At 64.4% G+C, this 19,693-nt stretch carries 22 protein-coding genes and 1 pseudogene; 6 read left to right on the plus strand and 17 right to left on the minus strand.

Annotated elements, in window-relative coordinates:
• Positions 1-96 precede the first annotated feature (96 nt).
• The 4 genes from CFB81_RS32085 to mdlC all read right to left on the minus strand — a co-directional run bounded on the left by CFB81_RS32085 (position 97) and on the right by mdlC (position 4,802).
• On the minus strand, positions 97-1,443 hold the full coding sequence (locus tag CFB81_RS32085; RefSeq protein ID WP_069620458.1) for an MFS transporter: 1,347 nt from the start codon (positions 1,441-1,443) through the stop codon (positions 97-99).
• On the minus strand, positions 1,440-1,565 hold the full coding sequence (locus tag CFB81_RS36740) for a hypothetical protein (protein WP_256122085.1): 126 nt from the start codon (positions 1,563-1,565) through the stop codon (positions 1,440-1,442). Before CFB81_RS36740 ends, CFB81_RS32085 begins: the two co-directional genes overlap by 4 nt.
• 141 nt (positions 1,566-1,706) lie before the next feature.
• Positions 1,707-3,158, minus strand: coding sequence for an aldehyde dehydrogenase (locus CFB81_RS32090; protein ID WP_089437830.1), 1,452 nt, complete (start codon positions 3,156-3,158; stop codon positions 1,707-1,709).
• 54 nt (positions 3,159-3,212) lie between these two features.
• Complete coding sequence (gene mdlC, locus CFB81_RS32095) at positions 3,213-4,802, minus strand: benzoylformate decarboxylase (protein ID WP_089437831.1); 1,590 nt, start codon at positions 4,800-4,802, stop codon at positions 3,213-3,215.
• A gap of 311 nt (positions 4,803-5,113) precedes the next feature.
• On the opposite strand from mdlC, the gene CFB81_RS32100 reads away from it, so the two are divergent.
• Entirely contained in the window at positions 5,114-6,043 is a 930-nt protein-coding gene (locus CFB81_RS32100) for a LysR family transcriptional regulator (protein WP_069620461.1), read from the plus strand.
• Between the two features lie 248 nt (positions 6,044-6,291).
• Here the strand turns inward: CFB81_RS32100 and CFB81_RS32105 are convergent.
• Together CFB81_RS32105 and CFB81_RS32110 are read right to left on the minus strand one after the other, a co-directional pair.
• A pseudogene (locus tag CFB81_RS32105) lies at positions 6,292-6,591 on the minus strand (Tn3 family transposase); the annotation flags it as partial.
• A gap of 347 nt (positions 6,592-6,938) precedes the next feature.
• Complete coding sequence (locus CFB81_RS32110; RefSeq protein WP_089437832.1) at positions 6,939-7,343, minus strand: helix-turn-helix domain-containing protein; 405 nt, start codon at positions 7,341-7,343, stop codon at positions 6,939-6,941.
• A gap of 90 nt (positions 7,344-7,433) precedes the next feature.
• On the opposite strand from CFB81_RS32110, the gene CFB81_RS32115 reads away from it, so the two are divergent.
• The 4 genes from CFB81_RS32115 to CFB81_RS32130 all read left to right on the plus strand — a co-directional run bounded on the left by CFB81_RS32115 (position 7,434) and on the right by CFB81_RS32130 (position 9,541).
• Positions 7,434-8,027: an FMN-dependent NADH-azoreductase gene (locus tag CFB81_RS32115; protein WP_089437833.1), complete on the plus strand. Its 594-nt coding sequence runs from the start codon at positions 7,434-7,436 to the stop codon at positions 8,025-8,027.
• Between the two features lie 162 nt (positions 8,028-8,189).
• On the plus strand, positions 8,190-8,672 hold the full coding sequence (locus tag CFB81_RS32120) for a LysR substrate-binding domain-containing protein (protein ID WP_218829351.1): 483 nt from the start codon (positions 8,190-8,192) through the stop codon (positions 8,670-8,672).
• 199 nt (positions 8,673-8,871) lie between these two features.
• On the plus strand, positions 8,872-9,186 hold the full coding sequence (locus CFB81_RS32125) for a hypothetical protein (protein ID WP_027806289.1): 315 nt from the start codon (positions 8,872-8,874) through the stop codon (positions 9,184-9,186).
• A 115-nt stretch (positions 9,187-9,301) separates the two neighbouring features.
• Complete coding sequence (locus tag CFB81_RS32130) at positions 9,302-9,541, plus strand: hypothetical protein (protein WP_256976402.1); 240 nt, start codon at positions 9,302-9,304, stop codon at positions 9,539-9,541.
• Between the two features lie 19 nt (positions 9,542-9,560).
• Here CFB81_RS32130 and CFB81_RS32135 read toward each other — a convergent pair whose 3' ends face one another.
• A complete protein-coding gene (locus tag CFB81_RS32135; RefSeq protein WP_256976403.1) occupies positions 9,561-9,932 on the minus strand; it encodes a helix-turn-helix domain-containing protein in 372 nt (123 codons plus the stop codon).
• A 104-nt stretch (positions 9,933-10,036) separates the two neighbouring features.
• On the opposite strand from CFB81_RS32135, the gene CFB81_RS32140 reads away from it, so the two are divergent.
• The gene (locus CFB81_RS32140; RefSeq protein ID WP_089438159.1) at positions 10,037-10,891 is read left to right on the plus strand and encodes an SDR family oxidoreductase; all 855 of its coding nucleotides are present in this window, start codon (positions 10,037-10,039) and stop codon (positions 10,889-10,891) included.
• A gap of 128 nt (positions 10,892-11,019) precedes the next feature.
• Here the strand turns inward: CFB81_RS32140 and CFB81_RS32145 are convergent, their stop codons facing one another.
• The 10 genes from CFB81_RS32145 to CFB81_RS32190 all read right to left on the minus strand — a co-directional run bounded on the left by CFB81_RS32145 (position 11,020) and on the right by CFB81_RS32190 (position 19,689).
• Complete coding sequence (locus tag CFB81_RS32145) at positions 11,020-11,916, minus strand: amidohydrolase (protein ID WP_089437835.1); 897 nt, start codon at positions 11,914-11,916, stop codon at positions 11,020-11,022.
• Between the two features lie 88 nt (positions 11,917-12,004).
• On the minus strand, positions 12,005-12,319 hold the full coding sequence (gene rhaM, locus CFB81_RS32150; protein WP_069620467.1) for an L-rhamnose mutarotase: 315 nt from the start codon (positions 12,317-12,319) through the stop codon (positions 12,005-12,007).
• A gap of 17 nt (positions 12,320-12,336) precedes the next feature.
• Complete coding sequence (locus tag CFB81_RS32155) at positions 12,337-13,125, minus strand: SDR family NAD(P)-dependent oxidoreductase (protein WP_069620468.1); 789 nt, start codon at positions 13,123-13,125, stop codon at positions 12,337-12,339.
• Positions 13,126-13,142: 17 nt separating this feature from the next.
• Positions 13,143-14,321, minus strand: a complete 1,179-nt coding sequence (rhmD, locus tag CFB81_RS32160; protein ID WP_089437836.1) for an L-rhamnonate dehydratase — start codon at positions 14,319-14,321, stop codon at positions 13,143-13,145.
• A 104-nt stretch (positions 14,322-14,425) separates the two neighbouring features.
• Positions 14,426-15,361: a dihydrodipicolinate synthase family protein gene (locus CFB81_RS32165; protein WP_089437837.1), complete on the minus strand. Its 936-nt coding sequence runs from the start codon at positions 15,359-15,361 to the stop codon at positions 14,426-14,428.
• A gap of 78 nt (positions 15,362-15,439) precedes the next feature.
• Positions 15,440-16,324, minus strand: coding sequence for a glycosyltransferase family 2 protein (locus CFB81_RS32170; RefSeq protein WP_089437838.1), 885 nt, complete (start codon positions 16,322-16,324; stop codon positions 15,440-15,442).
• A gap of 154 nt (positions 16,325-16,478) precedes the next feature.
• Positions 16,479-17,180, minus strand: a complete 702-nt coding sequence (locus tag CFB81_RS32175; RefSeq protein WP_069620472.1) for a GntR family transcriptional regulator — start codon at positions 17,178-17,180, stop codon at positions 16,479-16,481.
• Positions 17,181-17,270: 90 nt separating this feature from the next.
• Positions 17,271-18,080, minus strand: a complete 810-nt coding sequence (locus tag CFB81_RS32180) for an aspartate/glutamate racemase family protein (protein ID WP_089437839.1) — start codon at positions 18,078-18,080, stop codon at positions 17,271-17,273.
• A complete protein-coding gene (locus tag CFB81_RS32185; RefSeq protein WP_089437840.1) occupies positions 18,077-19,321 on the minus strand; it encodes a D-amino acid dehydrogenase in 1,245 nt (414 codons plus the stop codon). Before CFB81_RS32185 ends, CFB81_RS32180 begins: the two co-directional genes overlap by 4 nt.
• A 17-nt stretch (positions 19,322-19,338) precedes the next feature.
• Positions 19,339-19,689: a RidA family protein gene (locus tag CFB81_RS32190; protein WP_179236147.1), complete on the minus strand. Its 351-nt coding sequence runs from the start codon at positions 19,687-19,689 to the stop codon at positions 19,339-19,341.
• Between the last annotated feature and the right edge of the window lie 4 nt (positions 19,690-19,693).

A 19,693-nucleotide genomic window follows, 5' to 3' on the forward strand; every position in this document is an offset into this window, starting at 1 on the left:
TACTGTCAGACGCTTTCCGTCATTCGGTTGAACATGAGCGACGTCGTTACGTGCTCTGCGCGGAGCTCGTAACATATGTCGCCCTCGACACTAATCTCAGACGCCCTTGATGGGCGGAATATGGCGACGCACGATCATCAGGCAGATAAAGACCATCGCCATCGCTCCCCCCAGCATGCCCAGGTACGCAGACGCTCCACCCTGCGTGATCACGAAGGCCCCCGCGAACGCGCTGAGAATCGCGCCGAGCCGCCCAAACGCGAGCGCGGATGCGGTCCCGGTCGCGCGAATCTCAGTGGGATAGACATACGCGCAAAGGGCATACATCGTCGACTGAACCGCGTTGACGAACAGACCGTGCAAACCGATGCCGAACACGAGCAGCGTCGTGTGGGCGGAGACGTCGAGACCGCGCAGAAAAAGCGCGCTCGCGGATGCCATCAGGCAGCACACGAGCAAAGGCCAGCGCGACCCGAACCGACCGATCGCGACTGCGCAGCCCATTGCCCCGAGTACGCCGCCGAGGTTGTAGGCGGTAAGCCCCGAACCCGCCACCGAAGGGCTGAGACCCTCGCCTGCAAGCATCGTCGGCAGCCAGCTGAATGCGCTGTAGACCGCGACCAGGTTCATGAAGAAAGCGACCCAGATTGCCAGCGTGTCTCGGCCCTGATGGTCGGCGAACAGCGCACGAAAGCCTGGACGCTGCCCTGCCTTCTGCTCCTTCTGATCGGCGAACACGGCGTCCGGCTGAATCGAGCGGGACATGCGGGTCAGCAGGTGACGCAGTTCGTTCCAACGTTCGTGACGGCGGGCCAGATAACGTGGCGATTCCGGCATGACGAAATACAGCAGGAACGCCAGCGCGACGGGAAGCGTGCCGCCAATCAGAAAGAGGCCGCGCCAGCCATAATGAGGCAGCACGACGCTCGCGAACAACCCGGCAAGCATGCCCCCCAACGGTACGCAAACGATGGTTGCGGTCACGGCGAGCGTTCGTCGGCGAGCAGGCGTAAATTCCGCCGTCATGGTCGTCGCGCTCGGCAGTGCGCCGCCGATACCCAGTCCTGCGAAGAAACGCAGGATCGCAATGGTCATGACGTCCGGAGATAGCGCGATCGAACTCGTCGCCAGGCCGAATACCAGCACGCTCCCGATGATTGCCCAGCGCCGACCGAACCGGTCCGCGAAAAGCCCGGCGAACGCGCTGCCGATACCCATGCCGACGAGACCGGCGGCAACGGCGGGCGCAAATGCATTGCGCGTGATGCCCCATTCCTTGATCAGGCTGGGAATGGCAAATCCGATGAGTTGCCCATCGAATCCATCCATCACGATCGCGAGCGCGGCGAGCAGGACGACCATTCGCTGGAACGCCGAGAACGGTCCATCATCAAGTGTGCGGCCGATGTCTACGGTCGGCAGACGCGGATTGCGATCGTTCATTTCGCTCCCCCGGCCCGGCGGGCGAAGTCCGAATCGCGGTCCTGCGTAATGCGTTTTCCGACGTGACGGTCGGACTCGAACCAGGTGCGATCGAGCGACGACTCGAAATTGATGACAGGCATTGCAGTCTCCTTAAGCCGATCGCTCGTCGTTCCAGGAGCGAAGGCGTCTCAACGGTATCGGGTTGTTATTGTGTTCGTGCCCACCATCCGGAAGCCGACCGCATCCATGGCGAGAAACACGCGCGCTGACCGCGGCAGCAATCAGAACGGATAGTGACGAGACGTCGTTTGCACGGTGATCCAGCGCAAATCGGTAAATTCCGCGACTCCCGCCTTGCCGCCGAAATGCCCAAAACCACTGGACTTCATCCCGCCAAACGGCATTTGCGCCTCGTCGTGAACCGTCGGGCCATTGACGTGGCAAAGCCCGGACTCGATACGCTTCGCTACCGTCAACGCCCGCGCGACGTCACGGCTGAAGACTGCCGCGGACAGACCATATTCGTTGTCGTTTGCACATGCGATGGCCTCTTCGTCGCCATTGACGCGAACGATCGCCTTGACGGGCCCGAACGACTCCTCCCGGTAGATATGCATGTCCGCCGTCACGTGATCGAGCAATGTGGCCGGCATCAGCGTGGTCTCGGCTTTCCCTCCGCATACCAGCGTCGCGCCTTTCGCCAGCGCGTCGTCGATCAGGTCGTTGCACCGCCTGACGGTCGCCATGTCCACGACGGAGCCCAGCACGGCCGGCCCTTTTCTCGGATCGCCAAGCGGCAGGCTTCGCGCCTTTTCCGCCAGTCGCGCGACGAATTCATCGGCGATCTTCGTGTCGACGACGATGCGTTCGGTCGACATGCAGATCTGGCCGGAATTGGCGAACGCCCCGAATGCCGCGCCTTGAACGGCAGCTTCGATATCGGCATCGTGAAGCACCAGAAACGGCGCCTTTCCGCCGAGTTCGAGTACCGAAGGCTTCAGATATTTCGCGCATTGGGTCGCGACGATGCGGCCGACGCGCGTCGAACCTGTGAAGTTCACCCGTCTGACCGCCGGCTCGGCAATGATCGCTTCGACGATGTCGCCCGCATTCGCCGGCGCGTTCGTGACGAAGTTCACGACGCCGCGCGGCAGTCCGGCGTCCTGCAGCGCCTCGATGATGAGGCCGTGGGTCGCGGGGCAGGTTTCGGAGCCTTTGAGCACGACGGTATTGCCGCACGCGAGCGGCAACGCGATGGCACGCACGCCGAGGATGACGGGCGCGTTCCACGGTGCGATCCCGAGCACGACGCCAGCGGCCTGCCTCACGCCGAGCGCGAGACTGCCCGGCACGTCCGACGGAATCACCTCGCCCGAAATCTGCGTGATCATCGCAGCCGCTTCACGCAGCCCGTCGGCCGCAAGCTTGACGTTGAAATCCGCCCACAGGCGGGATGCGCCCGTTTCGGTTGCCATGGCTAGCGCGAAAGCGTCGCCTTTTTCTTCGAGCGCATCCGCGGCCCGATTCAGTAGCGCGCGTCGTTCGCCGGGGCCCATCGCCGACCATGCGGGAAACGCGGCGGCCGCCGCTTGCACCGCCGCTTGTGCATCGGCGACAGTCGCGGCCGGCGCCGTCGAGGCAACAGTGTCATCGAGCGGGTTGCGGCGCTCGAATGTCGCGCCATCGCGAGCCATCGCACGCTCGCCGTTAATCAACATCAATACCTGGTTCATTACCGTCTCCTGGAATATTCTTGGAAACCGGCCTGCCGAATCACCAACTCGCGGTCAGGCCACGACAATTTCGACGACGCGTGTTTTTCCGGAAGACAACGCGTCCTCCAGCGCGGGCTTCAGCAACAGCGCGTCGCTCACTCGAACGCCTTCGCATCCCATACTGTTGGCCAGGGAAACGAAATCCAGCCCCGGGAGGTCGGTGCCCTGTACCGGATCCGACGCGGCGAAGCCGAACACGGGCGCGAATTCCTGCAAGGCGGCGTAGCGCGAGTTATTCAGGATCACGAATGTGATCGGAAGATCGAGCTGGACCGCGCTATAGATCGCCTGCGGCGAATACATCGTCGAGCCGTCGCCGATGAGGCCGATCACGCGGCTGCCGGGTTTGGCCAGGGCCACGCCCACCGCGGCGGGCATGCCGTAGCCGAGACCGCCGCTTGCCATCGTGTAGAACGTCTGACTGCGCGTGAACGGCAGATAACGTTGCATGACGGGGCGTGAACTGGGCGCCTCCTCGACCACGATATCCGCTGCGTTGCGGACCTCGGACAGCGTCTGTAACGCATAGGCAACCGACATCACTGCTGCGGGCTCGGCTCGCTCGATGACCTCGCGCGGCGCCGGCAGAGGCCGGCCTTGCGGTGCCGGACGGGCGAGCAGGTCCGCGAGCCCCAGGCGAATGTTCGCCACCACCGACGTGCCGACCGGTGTCCACGCAGCGGTAGCCGGATCGTCGATGAGCTGGTACAACGCCGCGCCGTCGGGCACATGCGGCCCACTGCCTTCGACGTGATACGCGAAAGCCGGCGCCCCGACGGCGAAGACCAGGTCATGTCCGTCCAGAATCCGAACGATTTTTTCCCGCATCGCGGGCAGGAACCCGGCGAAAAGACGATGATCTTCAGGGAAGCTGCAGCGTGACGACATCGGCGCGACATAAACCCGCGCGTTATGACGCTCGGCCAGCTGGATTGCCTCGCTCCAGGCATCGGCACGATCGAGTTCCGCGCCGACGACGATGGCCGGCCGTTTGCAATTGTCCAGCGCATCGCCGATCTCCGCGATCCGTACTGGATCGGGACGGAACCGGGTACTGACCCGCGTCACCTCGACGAAGTCGGCCTGCTGGTCCCAATCGTCGACCGGAATGGAAACGAACACCGGGCCGCGCGGCTCCTGCATCGCCACGTGGTAAGCACGGGCGAGCGCCAGCGGAACATCCGCGGCACGCGCCGGTTCAATGCTCCACTTCACATAGGGCCGTGGCAGCTCAGTTGCTTGCGAGGCCGACAAAAACGGATCGAACGGCAGGATCGAACGGGCCTGCTGGCCGGCCGTGATGATCAGCGGCGTCCGGTTCTTGAAGGCCGTGAAGATGTTGCCCATCGCGTTGCCGACACCGGCCGCCGAATGCAGATTAACAAGGGCGGCATTGCCGGTCGCTTGAGCATACCCGTCCGCCATACCGACCACGACCGCCTCCTGCAACCCGAGCACGTACCGGAAGTCCTCCGGGAAATCGCGGAACATCGGTAGCTCGGTCGAGCCGGGATTGGCAAACACCGACGTCAATTCGAGGCGCCGCATCAAGTCCACGACGGCATCGCGAACGGTCGGCTGCCCACTTGTGTTTCGTTGCATCTCGAATCCTCTGCGGTTCGCCACTCAGGCTGGCGGTGACTGGATGAGCCGCAGTATGGGATTCAATGCCTTGTTTGAAAATTGCAAAATATGCTAAAAGTCATTACATTTTGGCATGCTCGATCAGCTTGCCGGATGCCCCCATTTCGCCCCGAAGCCTTGCTGGCCAAGGTTTTCCGGCGTCATCACGGGCTCGGTGGCAGCCGCATTGAGCGGGCACGGCGATTCCGTTCAGGGAAGACACCTAGCCAGCGCTGGCGAGCCGGGATCGCCTTCGCTCCCTTCACCCCTTTCAATCCTGGTTCGTCACGATGAGTTTCAATCTGCAGCAGTTGATGATGTTCACCACGATCGTCTCCGCGGGTAGCCTGGGACGAGCCGCGACCATACTGAACATGACGCAGCCGGCGCTGAGCAGATCGATCAAGCGGCTCGAGGAATCCGTCGGGGCGCCGCTTTTCGAGCGCCACACCAAAGGGATGCAACTGACCGCGCTCGGCGAAGCATTGATGCCGCATGCGATGTCGCTGCAAAGGGAGGCTGAACAGGCGCGCGAGGAATTGGACGCGATGCGGGGCCTGGCGAAGGGGGTGATCAAGGTTGGCGCGGTGGGCAGCATAGCGAGCCTCGTCTTACCGATGGCCATCGCATGTGTGCTCGAGAAATGGCCCAATCTGCGCGTCGAGGTGATCGAAGGCGTGTGGGATCGTCTCGTCGAGGGCTTGCTCGCTTATGAAATCGACCTGGCGCTATGCACATCGGGAGTGGAAACCGAGGATGTCGCTGCGCTCTCCGATTGTTCATGGACCGACAGGAGTTTCGTGGTCGCGGCACCCGATCATCCGCTGCGCGCGAAGCGCGGTCTTCGACTCGATGACACATTGACACAACGGTGGGCACTCACGCCCAAGGGAACCGGACCTTATGCCCACATGCAGGAAACCTTCAAGGCCCGCGGTCTGCCGATGCCCGCCATCGCGGTCGAGACCCGTTCGGTCACCGTGCTCAAAAGCCTCGTAGCACGATGTGGCTTTGTCTCCTGGATGGCCGAACCCATGTACGACACTGAAAGCAAAGCCGGCGTCATCGACGCCCTGGATATCGAAGGCCTGGATGCGCAACGCACTCTGACGGCGTTTCGGCGCAGGCGAGGCACGCTACCCACGCCCGCCGTCAAACTGCTGGACGAACTTCGTCATCTGACAGGATCTTTGCGCAAAGAAGGGCAACGCCCGTCTTAATAGCCTTGAATCACGCATGTCGACAATCCGATCCACGTGTTCAGGGAATATCCAAAATGAATGGGAACATAGTCCTGACTATCCCGACTTTAATTTCTTGTTCCGCGTTTTCGACGATCGGCCCGGAAAGCGCCGGCTCGGCAACCAGATAGCAACCATTTGAATGAAAACCAATATTTATTGGTAGTCCGCGAGGCCGCATACAACCGGGTTCGCCCTAACCGGAAAATTGCGTGGAAATCAAAGTCACGCCAGTCGTTGACCGTTGCCTGCATGCGCTGCGTGTTCCACGCGATCACGAGGTTCGTCAGCAACGTCAACGACCCCGAGATCGCGACCATTTCATCTCGGCGTCGGCCGCGCTCGGGGGCCACACGACCAGTGTAAATCGCACGCTGAAGCTGGTGGACCGACTCGCCGCGATTCAGCAGCGTATGCAGCTCCCGGCGGAACGCTGCGTTACTGAAGTAGTCGCACAAGAAAAGCGTGCGCAGCAACTTGCCGAGCTGATCGGCGGCCCGATACACCGGGTCACCCTGTGCAGCACTGCAACCCGGCACGAAGAAACCCCGCCGGTTCACGGTGGCTGACATGGAAACGGCGATTCTGGAAGTTGCGTCAAAAGCAGAAACTGAGCGGCGGTCTGCGAAGGCCCGCGGGTGAACGTCAGCGCCCTGCTGCTTCAGACTCGGCGCTTCAACGTTCAATGATGGAAAGGCCGATGAAATATGCGACATCTGAATTTAGCTGGCGCTACGACATCTGAATCCGGGTATGACAACGGGGCCCGATTAATATTGAAATTCGTTCGTTATGCGCGCCGGCGCCAAACAGTTGACGAACCCAGGCACCATCAGCGCTTCGAACGATGCGAGCCGTCGTCTCCCGCAGAACGTCAGGCCGGCTCTGAGCCACCTCGTTCGCTGCGAGCCTGTTTGCCCTGATCATAGCGTGCCCGGTTGTTCTCGATCTCTTCGAGATGCTCGCCCGCCCACGCACCGAGTGCGCGAACCGGCACCGCCAGGGATTGTCCGAGCGGCGTCAGCGCATATTCGACTTGCGGGGGCACCGTCGGGTAGACCGTGCGGCTGACCATGCCGTCACGCTCGAGTGCCCTCAGGGTACGCGTAAGCATCTGCTGTGAGATGCCGCCGACTGTCCGTTTGATCTCGTTGAAGCGGCGTGGCTGCTCGACCAGCACTCTGACGATCATCACTGTCCATTTGTCGCCGACGATTGCGAGCACCTTGCCGACCTGATGGCATTGGGTGCTGACGCCCGGTGAGGCAGGCATATCCATCTGACCTGGTCCTAAAAATATGCGTTCTTGGCGGATTGCCTCTAGTTACATAGCATAGTGCCGGTCACAAATCCATACCGGAGGCATCCAGTGAAACTGCTTCATCTCGATTCCAGCATCATGGGCGCAAACTCGGCGAGCCGCGTGCTCTCTGCCGCCATCGTCGAGCGGATCGTCGCAACCAACGACGCCGTGAATGTCACCTATCGCGATCTTGCCAGCGAGACGCTCCCGCATCTCTCCTTCGACGCGTTCATGACGCTCGACGCCGGCAAGGACGTGCAGCAGTTCCTCGAAACCGACGTCGTCGTGATCGGGGCCGGCTTCTACAATTTTTCGGTTCCCACCCAGCTCAAGGCCTGGATCGATCATATCGTCGTGCGCGGCAAGACCTTCACGCGCGGTGAGAACGGACCGATCGGTCTTGCCCAGGGCAAGCGCGTGATCGTCGCGCTGGCGCGCGGCAATGTTTACAGCGAGGGCTCCCCGTATCAGGCGTTCGAACATGCCGAGACCTTGCTTCGCTCGGTGTTCACGTTCATGGGTGTCCAAGATATCGAGTTCATCGTCGCGGAAGGACTCGGACGCAGCGAGGAGGTGCGCCGCGCCTCGATTGCGAGCGCACTCGAAAAAGCGCGCGAGGTCTCTCCGAACTCTGCGGCTCCGGCTACGCCGGGCGCTTGACATGACGGAGGAATCGCTGCTTCGATTGCTCGAACGAAACGCCTGACACCGGATCCCCTGCCCGCGTCCCGGAATCAGGCGCCCGTCCGGATCAGCCTTCACGATTCCGGCGCACTCGATTCCGCTGATCTCGGCCGCTTCGGGCCATGTGCCCTCGCGCATGTGGGTATCGGCGCGATTCACGCCGACAAAGCCGATCCTCGGCTCGAGTACATCGACTTGTGCGTGGTGAAACTCGTCCCTGTTGTAGCGCCGGGATTTCTTCATTTGCCCATCTCGGACGAGATCACGCCTGAGCAGATGCGTGGCTACGTCCAATGCGTGATACGAGACACGGCGCGTCACATCGATCGGCCGAACTACTACCTCATCGAGGGAGCGCGGACCTGCGCGGTGGGCGATCATTTGATGAAGAAGGAGATCATCATGCAGGGCGCGGCCTGGGGCCATCCCCACGATTATCCGATCGAACAGGAGTTGCGGGACGGACGCCTTCCGTCGATTGGCGGACGGCATCTGCAAGGAGGGCGGGTCGAAATCACGGCAGCGCGCCGGCGCGATTTACCGCACGGGCCGATCGCGGATCTGCTTTGGAAACACATCAGGGAGGCGGCTGCGGACTTCAGAATTGATAGACAGGCGTGAATCGGAGAGACGGAGCGAACCTGTCCGAACCTTTCTGGGCGACGCATAAACTGACGGCCAAGGCGCCGCGTTTATGCTGCTGACAGTTGCAACACCCGGCGTATTTCCCGCAGCGACCGGGCCCATCGCACAACATGGCCGATTTTCGGTAGGCCCTCGTGTAGCGTTAGAATAGCGCCCCTTCTCATGGGAGACGACAATGTCCTGGTTCGTTTATGAAGTGCCCGAATACCACGAAGACGCCGCGCGCATCGAACCTTTCAGCGAGCTGCGTAGCCGTGTGCTGAAAGCCGGCGGCCCGGCCATGGCAGACGACCTGGAAAGCGTTCGCGAAAACGCCGCGGCGACGGCGGACACGCCGGAGCGGCCGCTGCGTACCCCGGAAAATCCGCAGGTCTTTCCGATTCCTTACGCCGACTCCATGATCCTCGTCGGGTTCATCTTCGATCTGAAACGCGAATTCCGGCAACTGGTCGTGTCACCCGTGGAAATGCCCTGGCTGAAAGACGCGTAAAGCGTTGCGCCGGCGTGGTGTCGCACCCGGCGATCCGTTTCTCGGGATTCGTGTCAACGTACGCTTTCGTACGCCGCGCTTTATCGGCGCGCCGTTCATCGTCGCGGGGGCGGACATGATCGCCACGGTGCTCCAGGCCGTCGGGCGGCGCTTCGCGGAGCTCGTGAACGCCAAGCTGCTGCCGCTGCCCTTCCCCGCGCCCACATACGAACTTTATCTGCACTGGCATCCGCGCTTTCATCGCGAGCCGGCCAGTCGCTGGATCTGCGACGCGATGAGCGAACTCGTCAAAGGGCCGATGCAGCATGAGCCGTTGCCGAATACGAAGCGGCAGCGTTCGACGGCGGCGCGGTAGCCCGCACGGTGGCGAATGGCTAGCGCGGCCGGTCGCGCAGCAGCAGGCGCGACCCGACCTCCACGATCGACGTAATCGCCGGCAGCAGTTCCTGGCCCAGCGACGTCAACTCGTATTCCACGGACGGCGGCGACGTCGGCAACACGCTTCGCCGGATCACGCCCCGCTCCTCGAGATCACGCAGCCTGCCGGTCAGCACCTTGGCGGTGATGGTCGGGTTGTCGCGCCGCAACTCCGAAAACCGACGCGGGCCATTGCTCAGGCACCAGATCAGTTCGGGCGTCCACAGACCGCCGATCAACGCCATGCATTTCGACATCGGGCAGCCGGGAAGCGGCTCCACCTTCTTTCTCATTCTCAAACCCATCGTCGTCCCGGAGATGGTTTCCATTTGGTTACTTGAAAATGATGGTAACTGATGGATAGATGGTTTCCAACGGAAACCTTCATCCCTACACTTGGAGCCTCACCTATCGATACACGGAGAGCATGAACATGTATGCAATAACGGGAGCATCCGGACAGCTCGGGCGCCTTGTGATCGACGCATTGCTTGAAGCCGTGCCGGCCAACCGGATCGTCGCGGCGGTCAGGAATCCGGCGAAGGCACGCGACCTTGAAGCGCGCGGCGTGGTGGTGCGCGAGGCCGATTACAAGCGGCCTGAAACGCTCGCCACCGCGTTCGTCGGTGTCGACAAACTCCTGCTGATCTCATCGACGGAAGTCGCCGGCCGCCTGCCATTGCACCGCGCGGTGATCGACGCGGCCCGGCGGGCTGAAGTCTCGTTGCTCGCCTATACGAGCATGCTGCGCGCCGACACGTCGCCCGTCCGACTCGCGATCGAGCATCGGCAGACGGAAGAAGCCATCGCGGCCTCGGGCCTCCCCGCCGTCATCCTTCGCAATGGCTGGTACACCGAGAACCATCTGATGGCCCTTCCCGCTGCGCTCGAGCATGGCGCGTTCGTCGGGGCCGCGAAGGACGGGCGCTTCTCTGCCGCCGCGCGGAAGGACTATGCGGCGGCTGCGGCCGTGGTATTGACGACGGACGGCCACGCAGGAAAAACCCATGAACTGGCGGCAAACGATGCGTACACGCTGGCGCAACTGGCTGCCGAGGTTTCGCGGCAGTCCGGCAAGACCGTCGTCTACAACGATCTTGCGCAGGACGCTTATGCAGACGTGCTGACGAGCGCCGGGTTGCCGCCCGAGTTTGCCAGTGTCCTGGCCGATGCCGACGTGGCCGCCTCGCGCGGTGCGCTGTTCGACGACGGCGGCGCCCTCGCGCGACTGATCGGTCGGCCCACGACGCCATTGGCGAGCGTCGTCGCGACTGCGTTGCGCGACTAGGGCGAACAAGCCCCGATGAGGCATCAGCCAGCGCGGCTGCAGCGTGCGCGTTCGGCTGATGTTGCCGGGACGCGCGCCCGGCACGTGCTTCGGTGACAACGCTCGCCACCCGATGGCGGGCGCGTGCCTCACAACCGGTAAGTTCGCATCGCATTGCGGACGAACAGCGCCTCGCGCTCGTCGTCGCGGGCGCCCGCGACAATCGCCGCATAAGCGTGCCAGAGCGCTTGATAGCCGGCATGGAGCCGATCGACCGGAAAATTCGACGCGAACATGCAGCGCGCCGCGCCGAACGCGTCGATCGCCTCCAGCACGTACGGGCGGAAACTCTCGACCGTCCAGCGATGGTCGAACATCGCGAGCCCGGACAGCTTCATCGTCACGTTCGCCCGCCGCGCGAGCCCGCGCAGTCCGTCGCGCCATTCGCGCCAGCCGTGCACGCTGGTCCGGTCGACGAACATGCCCGTGTGATTGACGATTACGGGCGTGTCGGGGTGCGCGTCGATGACGGTGAGCGCCGCGCCGATCTGGGCGGGGTACAGCTGCAGGTCGAACGACAAACCGAACTCGCTCAGCATCCCGAAGTTCTCTCGCCAGCGCGGCGCGGCCAGATAGTCCACGTCGACATAGTTGTACCAGGGGTCCGGATGCCGGTTCAACACCTGCCGGATGCCGCGCACGTTCGGGTGCGCCGCCGCGCCCGCGAGCCGGATGCGTGCGTCCGGCGCGAACAGGTCGACGCCCGCGACGATGCCGTCCGGCATCCCGTCGCTCGCCGGCGCATCGGCAAGCGCCTGCAGCCAGTCGACTTCGCTCGGCGTCGTCCACGCATCGTGGATCGCCTCGACATGCACGACCTTCAGCACGTCGATATCCGCGCCGGCGTCCGCGCGCAGGTCCGCGGGCAGGTAGCGGCGCGGCAAGTCCGCCACCGCGCCCGAAAACGCCGGCTGAGCGCGATCGAGCCAGCTGTAGCTCAACGCGTCGGCGTCCCAGAAATGGACATGGGGATCGACAATCTGCATGTAGGCTCCGTGAGTTCATGCGACACGATGATCCGCTGCAATGGGTCGGCACACGTCGAGCGCTGCCCATCCGTTGAACGGGCCGGCGTCATTCCAGATGAAACATCGGCTCCAGCGATTTCTCGACCGGACGTCCGTCCGGCCCGGTCGCCATCAGGTCGGCCATGTACGCCCACCAGCGGCGCATCACGTCCGTTTCGGCGAGTTGCGCGATCCGGTGATCGGCCGGCCGTTTGAGCACGGCGAACAGGTGATGGGTGTCGTCGTCGAGAAAAATCCAGTAGTCCGATATGCCCGCTGCACGCAGCGCGTCGGCGAGTTCCGGCCAGATCGCATCGTGCCGGCGTCGGTACTCATCCCGCTTGCCGGGGTGAAGGCGCATCCTGAAGGCGATCGTTTCCATGGTCATGCCTCGCGGTTTCATTGCAGGTTCACGTACATGCCGCCGTCGACGAGCAGCGCGGCGCCATTCACGTAGCGCGCCATGTCGGACGCGAGAAACACGACGCAGTCGGCGACGTCGTCCGGCTCGCCGAGGCGGCCGAGCGGAATCCGGCGCTCGAAGTACTCGGTCTTGCCGGGCGCGGCGAGATCGTCGTCGTTGATTTCGGTGCGGATCGTGCCGGGCAGCACCGAATTGCAGCGGATCCGATGCGGCGCGAGCGCGACCGCGCACGACTGCATCAGCGCATGGACACCGGCCTTGGTCGGCGTGTAGTGCGTCTGCATGCCGCCACCGACCAGCGCGCTGATCGAACTGGTCGCGACGATCGCGCCGCCGTGCCCTTGTGCGGCCATTTGCCGGGCGACGGCCTGGGTCACGTAGAACGCGCCGTGCAGGTTCACTTCCATCGTTCTTTGCAGCAGCTCGGGCGGCAAGTCCAGGAAGCCGTGGAACGGGCAGATTCCGGCATTGCTCGCCAGCACGTCGATCCGCCCGAATCGCTCGACCGCAGTCGCGACGAGTGCGCTGGCCGTGTCGGGCTGCGCGACGTCGCCCGGCACGGCGAGCGCGTCGCGCCCCGTCGCGCGGATCGCGTCGACGAGCGCGTCGATCTCGTGATCGGCCTGCGCGGGCAGCAGCGGGTTCGTCCAGTAGTTGACGACGACGTCGGCGCCATGCCGCGCACACGCCAGCGCGATCGCGCGGCCGATCCCGCGCGATCCGCCCGTCACGACGACGATCCTGTCTTCGAGCAACTTCGTCATTGGGCCCCTCCGTACACTCAGTGTTCATACGGGCGCTGCATGCGCACGTCCGGATTCAGGCGCACGCCGAAACCAGGGGTATCGGGCACCTTCATCCGCCCGCCGACCGGCACCGGCTCGTCGAGCAGCAGCGGATCGAACATCGGCACGACACGATCGGCCTGCGGCGCCATCATCAGGAATTCGGCGAACGGGCTGTTGTGCCGCGTCGCGACGAAGTGATAGCTGTAGACCGACGAGCCATGCGGAATCACCAGCACGCCACGCGCATCGGCGAGCGCCGAGATCCGCATCAGCTCGGTGAGCCCGCCGCACCAGCCGACGTCCGGCTGAATGATGTCGCAGCACTCCATCTCCAGCAGCATGCGAAAGCCCCAGCGGGTCGCCTCGTGCTCGCCGGTCGTGACGAGCATGCCGCGCGGCACGTCGCGGCGCAGCTTCGCATAGCCCCAATAGTCGTCGGGCGGCAGGCATTCCTCGATCCATTTCAGGCCGAGCGCATGCGCTTCGTGCGCGAGCCGCGTCGCATACGGCACGTCGAGACTCATCCAGCAGTCGAGCATCAGCCAGAAATCGGCGCCGACGCGCGAACGCATCTCGGCGAGCGCATCGAGATTGCGGCGCAGGCCGACCTCGCCCTCGGCCGGGCCGTGATGCAACGGCAGCTTGCCGCCGATGAAACCCATCTCCTTCGCGAGATCGGGCCGCGCGCCGGTCGCGTAGAACTCAAGCTCGTCGCGCACCTTGCCGCCGAGCAACTGGTGCACGGGCTCCTGCCGGACCTTCGCGAGCAGATCCCACAGCGCGAGGTCGACGCCCGAAATCGCATTGAGCACGACACCTTTGCGCCCGTAGTACAGCGTCGCGTAGAACATCTGATCCCACATCTTCTCGATGTCGGTCACGCGCTGCCCTTCGATGAAGCGCGCGAGATGCCGCTCGACGATGAACGCGCCGATCTCGCCGCCGGTCGTCACCGCGAAGCCGACCGTTCCATCGCTGGCCTCGACTTCGATCACGAGCGTGCCGAGCACGTTGATGCCGAACGACTGGCGGCTCTGCCGGTATTCGGGGTAGCGCGACATCGGCGTCGCAATGTGGTCGTCGATCCAGTGACCGGCATCCTGATCGTGGTAGTCGGCGCCGCCACCACGCACCGTCAGCGCGCGGACCGCGCGTATCGTCGGCATGCTCATTCTTCGGGTTCCTTGGTTGGGTGATCGAGTGAGAAGGCCGCCCGTACGCGTCGTGCGTGCCGGCTGCGGCGGAAATCGCAACGTCGTGCTGCGAGGCGGTTGCGTCAGCGTGCCCAGCGCAGCACCAGCGCGTCGAGCCGTCGCGCAATTTCGATCAGACCCGCGCGCGTCGCCGGATGCAGCGGCGCGAGCGGACGCCGCGGCGCGTCCGATGCGATCACGCCGCCCTCCTTCATCAGCGCCTTCGCCGCCAGCAGGCCGGCCTGACGGTTCTCGTAATTGATCAACGGCAGCCATTGCTCGTACTGGGCGACCGCCTCGTCGCGCTCCCCGGCGAGATATGCGGCGAGAATCGGCCGCAGCCCGTCCGGATAACCGCCGCCGAGGATGCTGCCGGTTGCGCCGGCATCGAGATCGGCGAGCAGCGTGATCGCCTCCTCGCCGTCGAACGGCCCTTCGATCGCGTCGCCGCCAAGCGCGATCAGTTCGCGCAGCTTCGCCGCCGACTGCGGCACCTCGATCTTGAAATAGCGCAGATTCGGAATCGTGTGCGCGATGCGCGCCAGAAACGCGGCCGATACCTGCGTGCCGCTCATCGGCGCGTCCTGGTACATGATCGGGATCTCGATCGCATCGGAGAGTTCGGCATAGAACTGCTCGATCGCGGCCTCGCCGCAACGAATCGTCGCGCCGTGGTACGGCGGCATCACCATCACCATCGCCGCACCGGCCGCTTGCGCGGCTCGGCTGCGCGCCGCGCAGATCGTCGGATTGAAATGCGTGGTCGTCACGATCACCGGCACGCGCCCCGCCACGTGCTCGAGGATCGCCGCGATGAGCCGCTCGCGCTCGTCGTCGGTCAACGAAAACTGTTCCGAGTAGTTCGCGAGGATGCACAGGCCGTCCGCGCCCGCGTCGATGATGAAGTCGACACAGCGCTTCTGGCCCGGCATGTCGATCTCGCCCGACTCGGTGAAGATCGTCGGCGCGACGGAGAACGCGCCCGTATAGCGGCGGTGAATCGGCTTAGTCAGGCTCATCTGCAACCCTCTCTTATAGTAAGTGATCCGAATTGTATGGCGCGTCGGTCGTGCGCCAATACCACGATAAATCACGCGTCACACGCGCCCGTACCGCCCTCGCAGCCCGTCCGTCACGCCGCAATAGATTGCCTTGAGCTTCAGACGCTTGTTGCGCGCATGCAGCAGCACGAATGCGACGTGCTTGAGCGTGATGAGATTGATCAGCAGCATCGCCGGATAGCGCCGCCAATAGTCGCGCGCGACGAGAATGCAGTTGCGCGCCGCATAGTAGTGGCGCAGCGCGCTCTGGTCGAATATCTCGACGCGCGGCCAGTGCTGCTGCGCGGACGGGCTGCCGAGTTCGTGGGGCAGCGACACGTCGGCGTTGACGCGCACCGGCACGCCGTGCGCCTGCGCGCGCATGCAGTATTCGGCGTCGACGTGGTCGATGAAGAAGTCCTCGCGGAAGCGGCCGAGCGCGCGATACGCGTCGAGCGAGATCGCGGTGCCCGACGAGATAATGACCGAGCACGACAGCAGGCCCTGCGCGCCGCCGTGGATCGGCGTGATCTGCGCGGACCAGCGGCGCACCGTGAACAACGGCAGGTCGCGCTGAAAATTGCGGTTGAAGATCCGCGGGCCGACCAGGAAGCGGCTGTCGCCCACCCGCGCACAGCCGGCGAGCATGCGGTTGAAATAGTCGTCCGGAACGTGCGAATCCTGATCGAAGATGAAGAAGACGTCGCAGCCGCGGCCGATCAGGAATTCGACGCCGGCGTTGAACGCACCGGCGATGCCGCCGCGATTGTGATTCGCGATGACGTCGACGCCGCCTTCGGCGAGCCGCGCGTACAGTGCGCGGTCGGCGACGGGCGAATTGTCGACCGCGACGACGGCGGGGCTTTTCGCAGGCAAGGTCAGCAAATGCTCGATCTGCGCTGCTGACGGCTTGTACAGCGTGACCAACGTACCGTGTGTCATGACGGCACCTCGTGACGATCAAGTAGCGATGCGCCGCGCCGGTCGATCCGGGCGGCCCGTCCTCCTTTGCACGACTGCTTGTCTCGTCGACCGGCCTGCCCTGCCCGTTCGCGTGCTGCACGCGATCGTCGCAGGCGCCGCGGCCGATCTTGCTTTATTTTGCGTACAGCTTGACGACGCTCGCCTGGACGACGCGCGTGATTTCCTCCATCCGCCAGCGGATATGCGTGTCGGTCAGTGTCGCGCACCGCTCCGCATCGCGTTCGGCAAGCGCGTCGAGAATCTCGAGATGCTCGGTAAACGCCTCGTTGCGTCGCTGATCGACATCGACCCAGCGCACGTAGTGAATCCGCGCGTTGATCCCTTGCAGCACCCGGCCGATCTCGGCATTGCCCGACAACGCGGCGAGTTCCAGGTGAAACTGCTCGTCCTTGACGACCAGCTCCGACGACGACATCCGCGCGGCATTCTTCATCACCTGCTTCCAGAAGCGACGCAGCGCCTTGATGTCGTTGTCCGACGCGCGCTCGCATGCGAGCATCACCGCGGTCGTCTCGATCGAGCGACGCAATTCGAACAGATCGAACACATCCTTCCCCTCCAGTTCCCGAATGAAGAAACCGCGGTTCGGCACGAACACCAGCAGGTTTTCGGCAACGAGCCGGTTCAGCGCCTCGCGAATCGGCGTGCGACTCACGTTGAAGCGCTCGGCAAGCTCCAGCTCGTTGAACCGTTCACCCGGCCGGATCTCGTACAGCACGGCCATCTGTTTCAACTGCTCGTAAATCTCGTTGACCGTGAGGCCCGTGCGCGTCGGCGCCGCGGTCTCCCGGCCAGCCATAACGGAAGTCGACATCTCGTCTCCTGGTTCCATCTGTTGTCACCGCGCGTCATTATCCATCGGCAATTTGCCCGCGCGCGTCTTTTTACATGCACGCGCCCTGCGTCAGCGCATCAGCAGGCTGCCGAAGCCCGGCACGGGATCGTCGATGCCCGCGAGCCTCAGCGCGTGCCAGGCGAGCGCGTGATTGCTCGACAGCACGGGTTTGCCCGCACGCGCTTCGATATCGGCCAGCGCATCGACGATGCGCAGGCTCGTGCACGACACGAATACGGCATCGACGGCCGGATCGGCGGCGAGCGTCAGCACCGCGTGCTCGATCGACGCGCGCTCGATGCGGGCGACCTCGTTGTCGTCGCGGTGCTCGAACGATCCGACCCGCACGATATCGACGCCGCGTGCGCGCAGGTACGCGGCCATCGCTTCGTTGATCGTGCGCTCGTACGGCGTCAGCAGCGCGACCCCGCGCGCGCCGAGCGCCGTCAGCGCGATGCGCGCGGCGGTAATCGGCGTGGTGCACGCGACGCCGGGCCGCGCCTCGCGGATGCGCTCGAACACGCGCTCCTCGCCGAGCACCATCGACGCCGACGTGCAGCCGAACGCGACGACGTCGAGGCGCTCGCCCGGCCGGATCAATTCGACCGCCGCGCAGATCCCGCCGTCCATCCGCGCGAGCGTCTCGGCGGTGATCTCGGCCGAATTCGCGATCCGGCTTTCGTAGAACGCGACGCCATCGATCGCGAGCAGACGCCGCCACTCGTATTCGATCGTATGGTCGGTCGCCAGCACGACGAGGCCGATCGCCGCGCGCCGCGCGATGCCGGCGTCGAGCGAGAAATCGAAGCGGGCGTACGCGTCGCGCGCCGGGCCGGCTCCGACGCCCGAATCCGGGGAGGTGGAGAGAAGTTCGCTCATTGCAGGGTCATCCCCGTGATGTCGATGTCGGGCCGCTTGCCGTGGATCAGATCCGCGACGATCTTCGCGGTGCCGCACGACATGGTCCAGCCCATATGGCCGTGGCCGGTGTTGAAAAACAGGTTGCGGTGGCGGGATGCGCCGATGATCGGCGTGCCCTCCGGCGTCATCGGCCGCAGCCCGGCCCAGTACGACGGCTTCGTGTAGTCGGCGCCGTTCGGGAACAGTGCCTGCGCGGTCGCGAGCATGTGCGCGAAATCGCGCGGCGAATGCGTGGTGTCGTAGCCGCTGAACTCGGCGGTCGCGGTCAGCCGCAGCCGGTCGCCGAAGCGCGCCCATGCGACGAGCTGATTCTCCTCGACGCCGCCGAGCGCGGGCGGCTCGTGCGTGTCGTCGATCGGCAGCGTGACCGAGTACCCCTTGACCGGATAGATCGGCAGCCGGTAGCCGAGCGTGCGCGCGACGAACGGCGAGTACGCGCCGAGCGCGAGCACGTATCGATCGCCGGTCACGCGGCCCTGCGACGTCTCGACGTAGTCGATCGCATCGGCGCTCGCGCGCACGCCGTCGATCGACGTGCCGAAGCGGAATTCGACGCCGAGCGCGCGGCAGCGCTCGGCGAGCGCGCGCGTGAACAGATGCGCGTCGCCGCTCTCGTCGCTCGGGCAATGGATCGCGCCCGCGATCGCGCCCGCCGCGTGGCGCAGCGCCGGCTCGCGTTCGACGGTGGCCCGCGCATCGAGGATGTCGAGCGGCAGGCCGTTGTCGGTCAGGATCCGCATGTTCGCGACGCCGCGCTCGAACGATGCAGGGTCGCGATACAGGTACAACAATCCTCCGCTCGTCCGGTCGTACTCGAGCAGTTCATCATTCGTCGCCTGCTGAAGCCGCTGCTGCGCGTAACGACACAGCCGCACCTTGATCGACGTGTTGCGTCGCGAGCGCTCGGCCGTGCAGTTCTGCAGGAACAGCGCACACCAGGCCCACATCCGCCAGTCGGGCGTCCATTTGAGCCGCAGCGCCTGGCCGTCGGCAAACAACGACTTGAAGAGAATCTTCGGCGCACGCGGCGATGCCCAGGTATACGAATGGCCGGGCGCGATCAACCCCGCATTCGCGAAGCTCGTTTCGAGCGCGACGCCGTCGCGACGTTCGATCACCGTCACCTCGTCGCCCGCCTTCGCGAGAAAATACGCAGTGGTCACGCCGACGATGCCGCCGCCGAGCACGATCGTCTTCATACTCCGCTTCTCCTGTACTAGCTCGCGGCGATCGCCGCGATCTCGACCGTGTACTGCGGAAACGCGAGCTTCGATTCGACGCACGCGCGTGCCGGCGGCTCGCCCTGCGGCACCCACGCGTCCCATACACTGTTCATCTCGGCGAAGCTGCGATAGTCGGCCAGCCAGATGCTCGCGGACACGATCCGGCGCTTGTCGAGCCCCGCCTCTTCGAGCAGCCGGTCGATCTTGTCGAGAATCTGACGGGTCTGCCCCGCCACGTCGAGCGACGTATCGTCCGCCACCTGCCCGGCGACGAAGGCCAGCCCGCCCGCGACCACCAGTTGGCTCATCCGTTCACTCACGCCGTATCGCTTGATCTCCACCATCTGA

It is taken from the genome of Burkholderia sp. AU28863 (assembly GCF_002223195.1).
Taxonomy (GTDB): Bacteria; Pseudomonadota; Gammaproteobacteria; order Burkholderiales; family Burkholderiaceae; genus Burkholderia; species Burkholderia sola.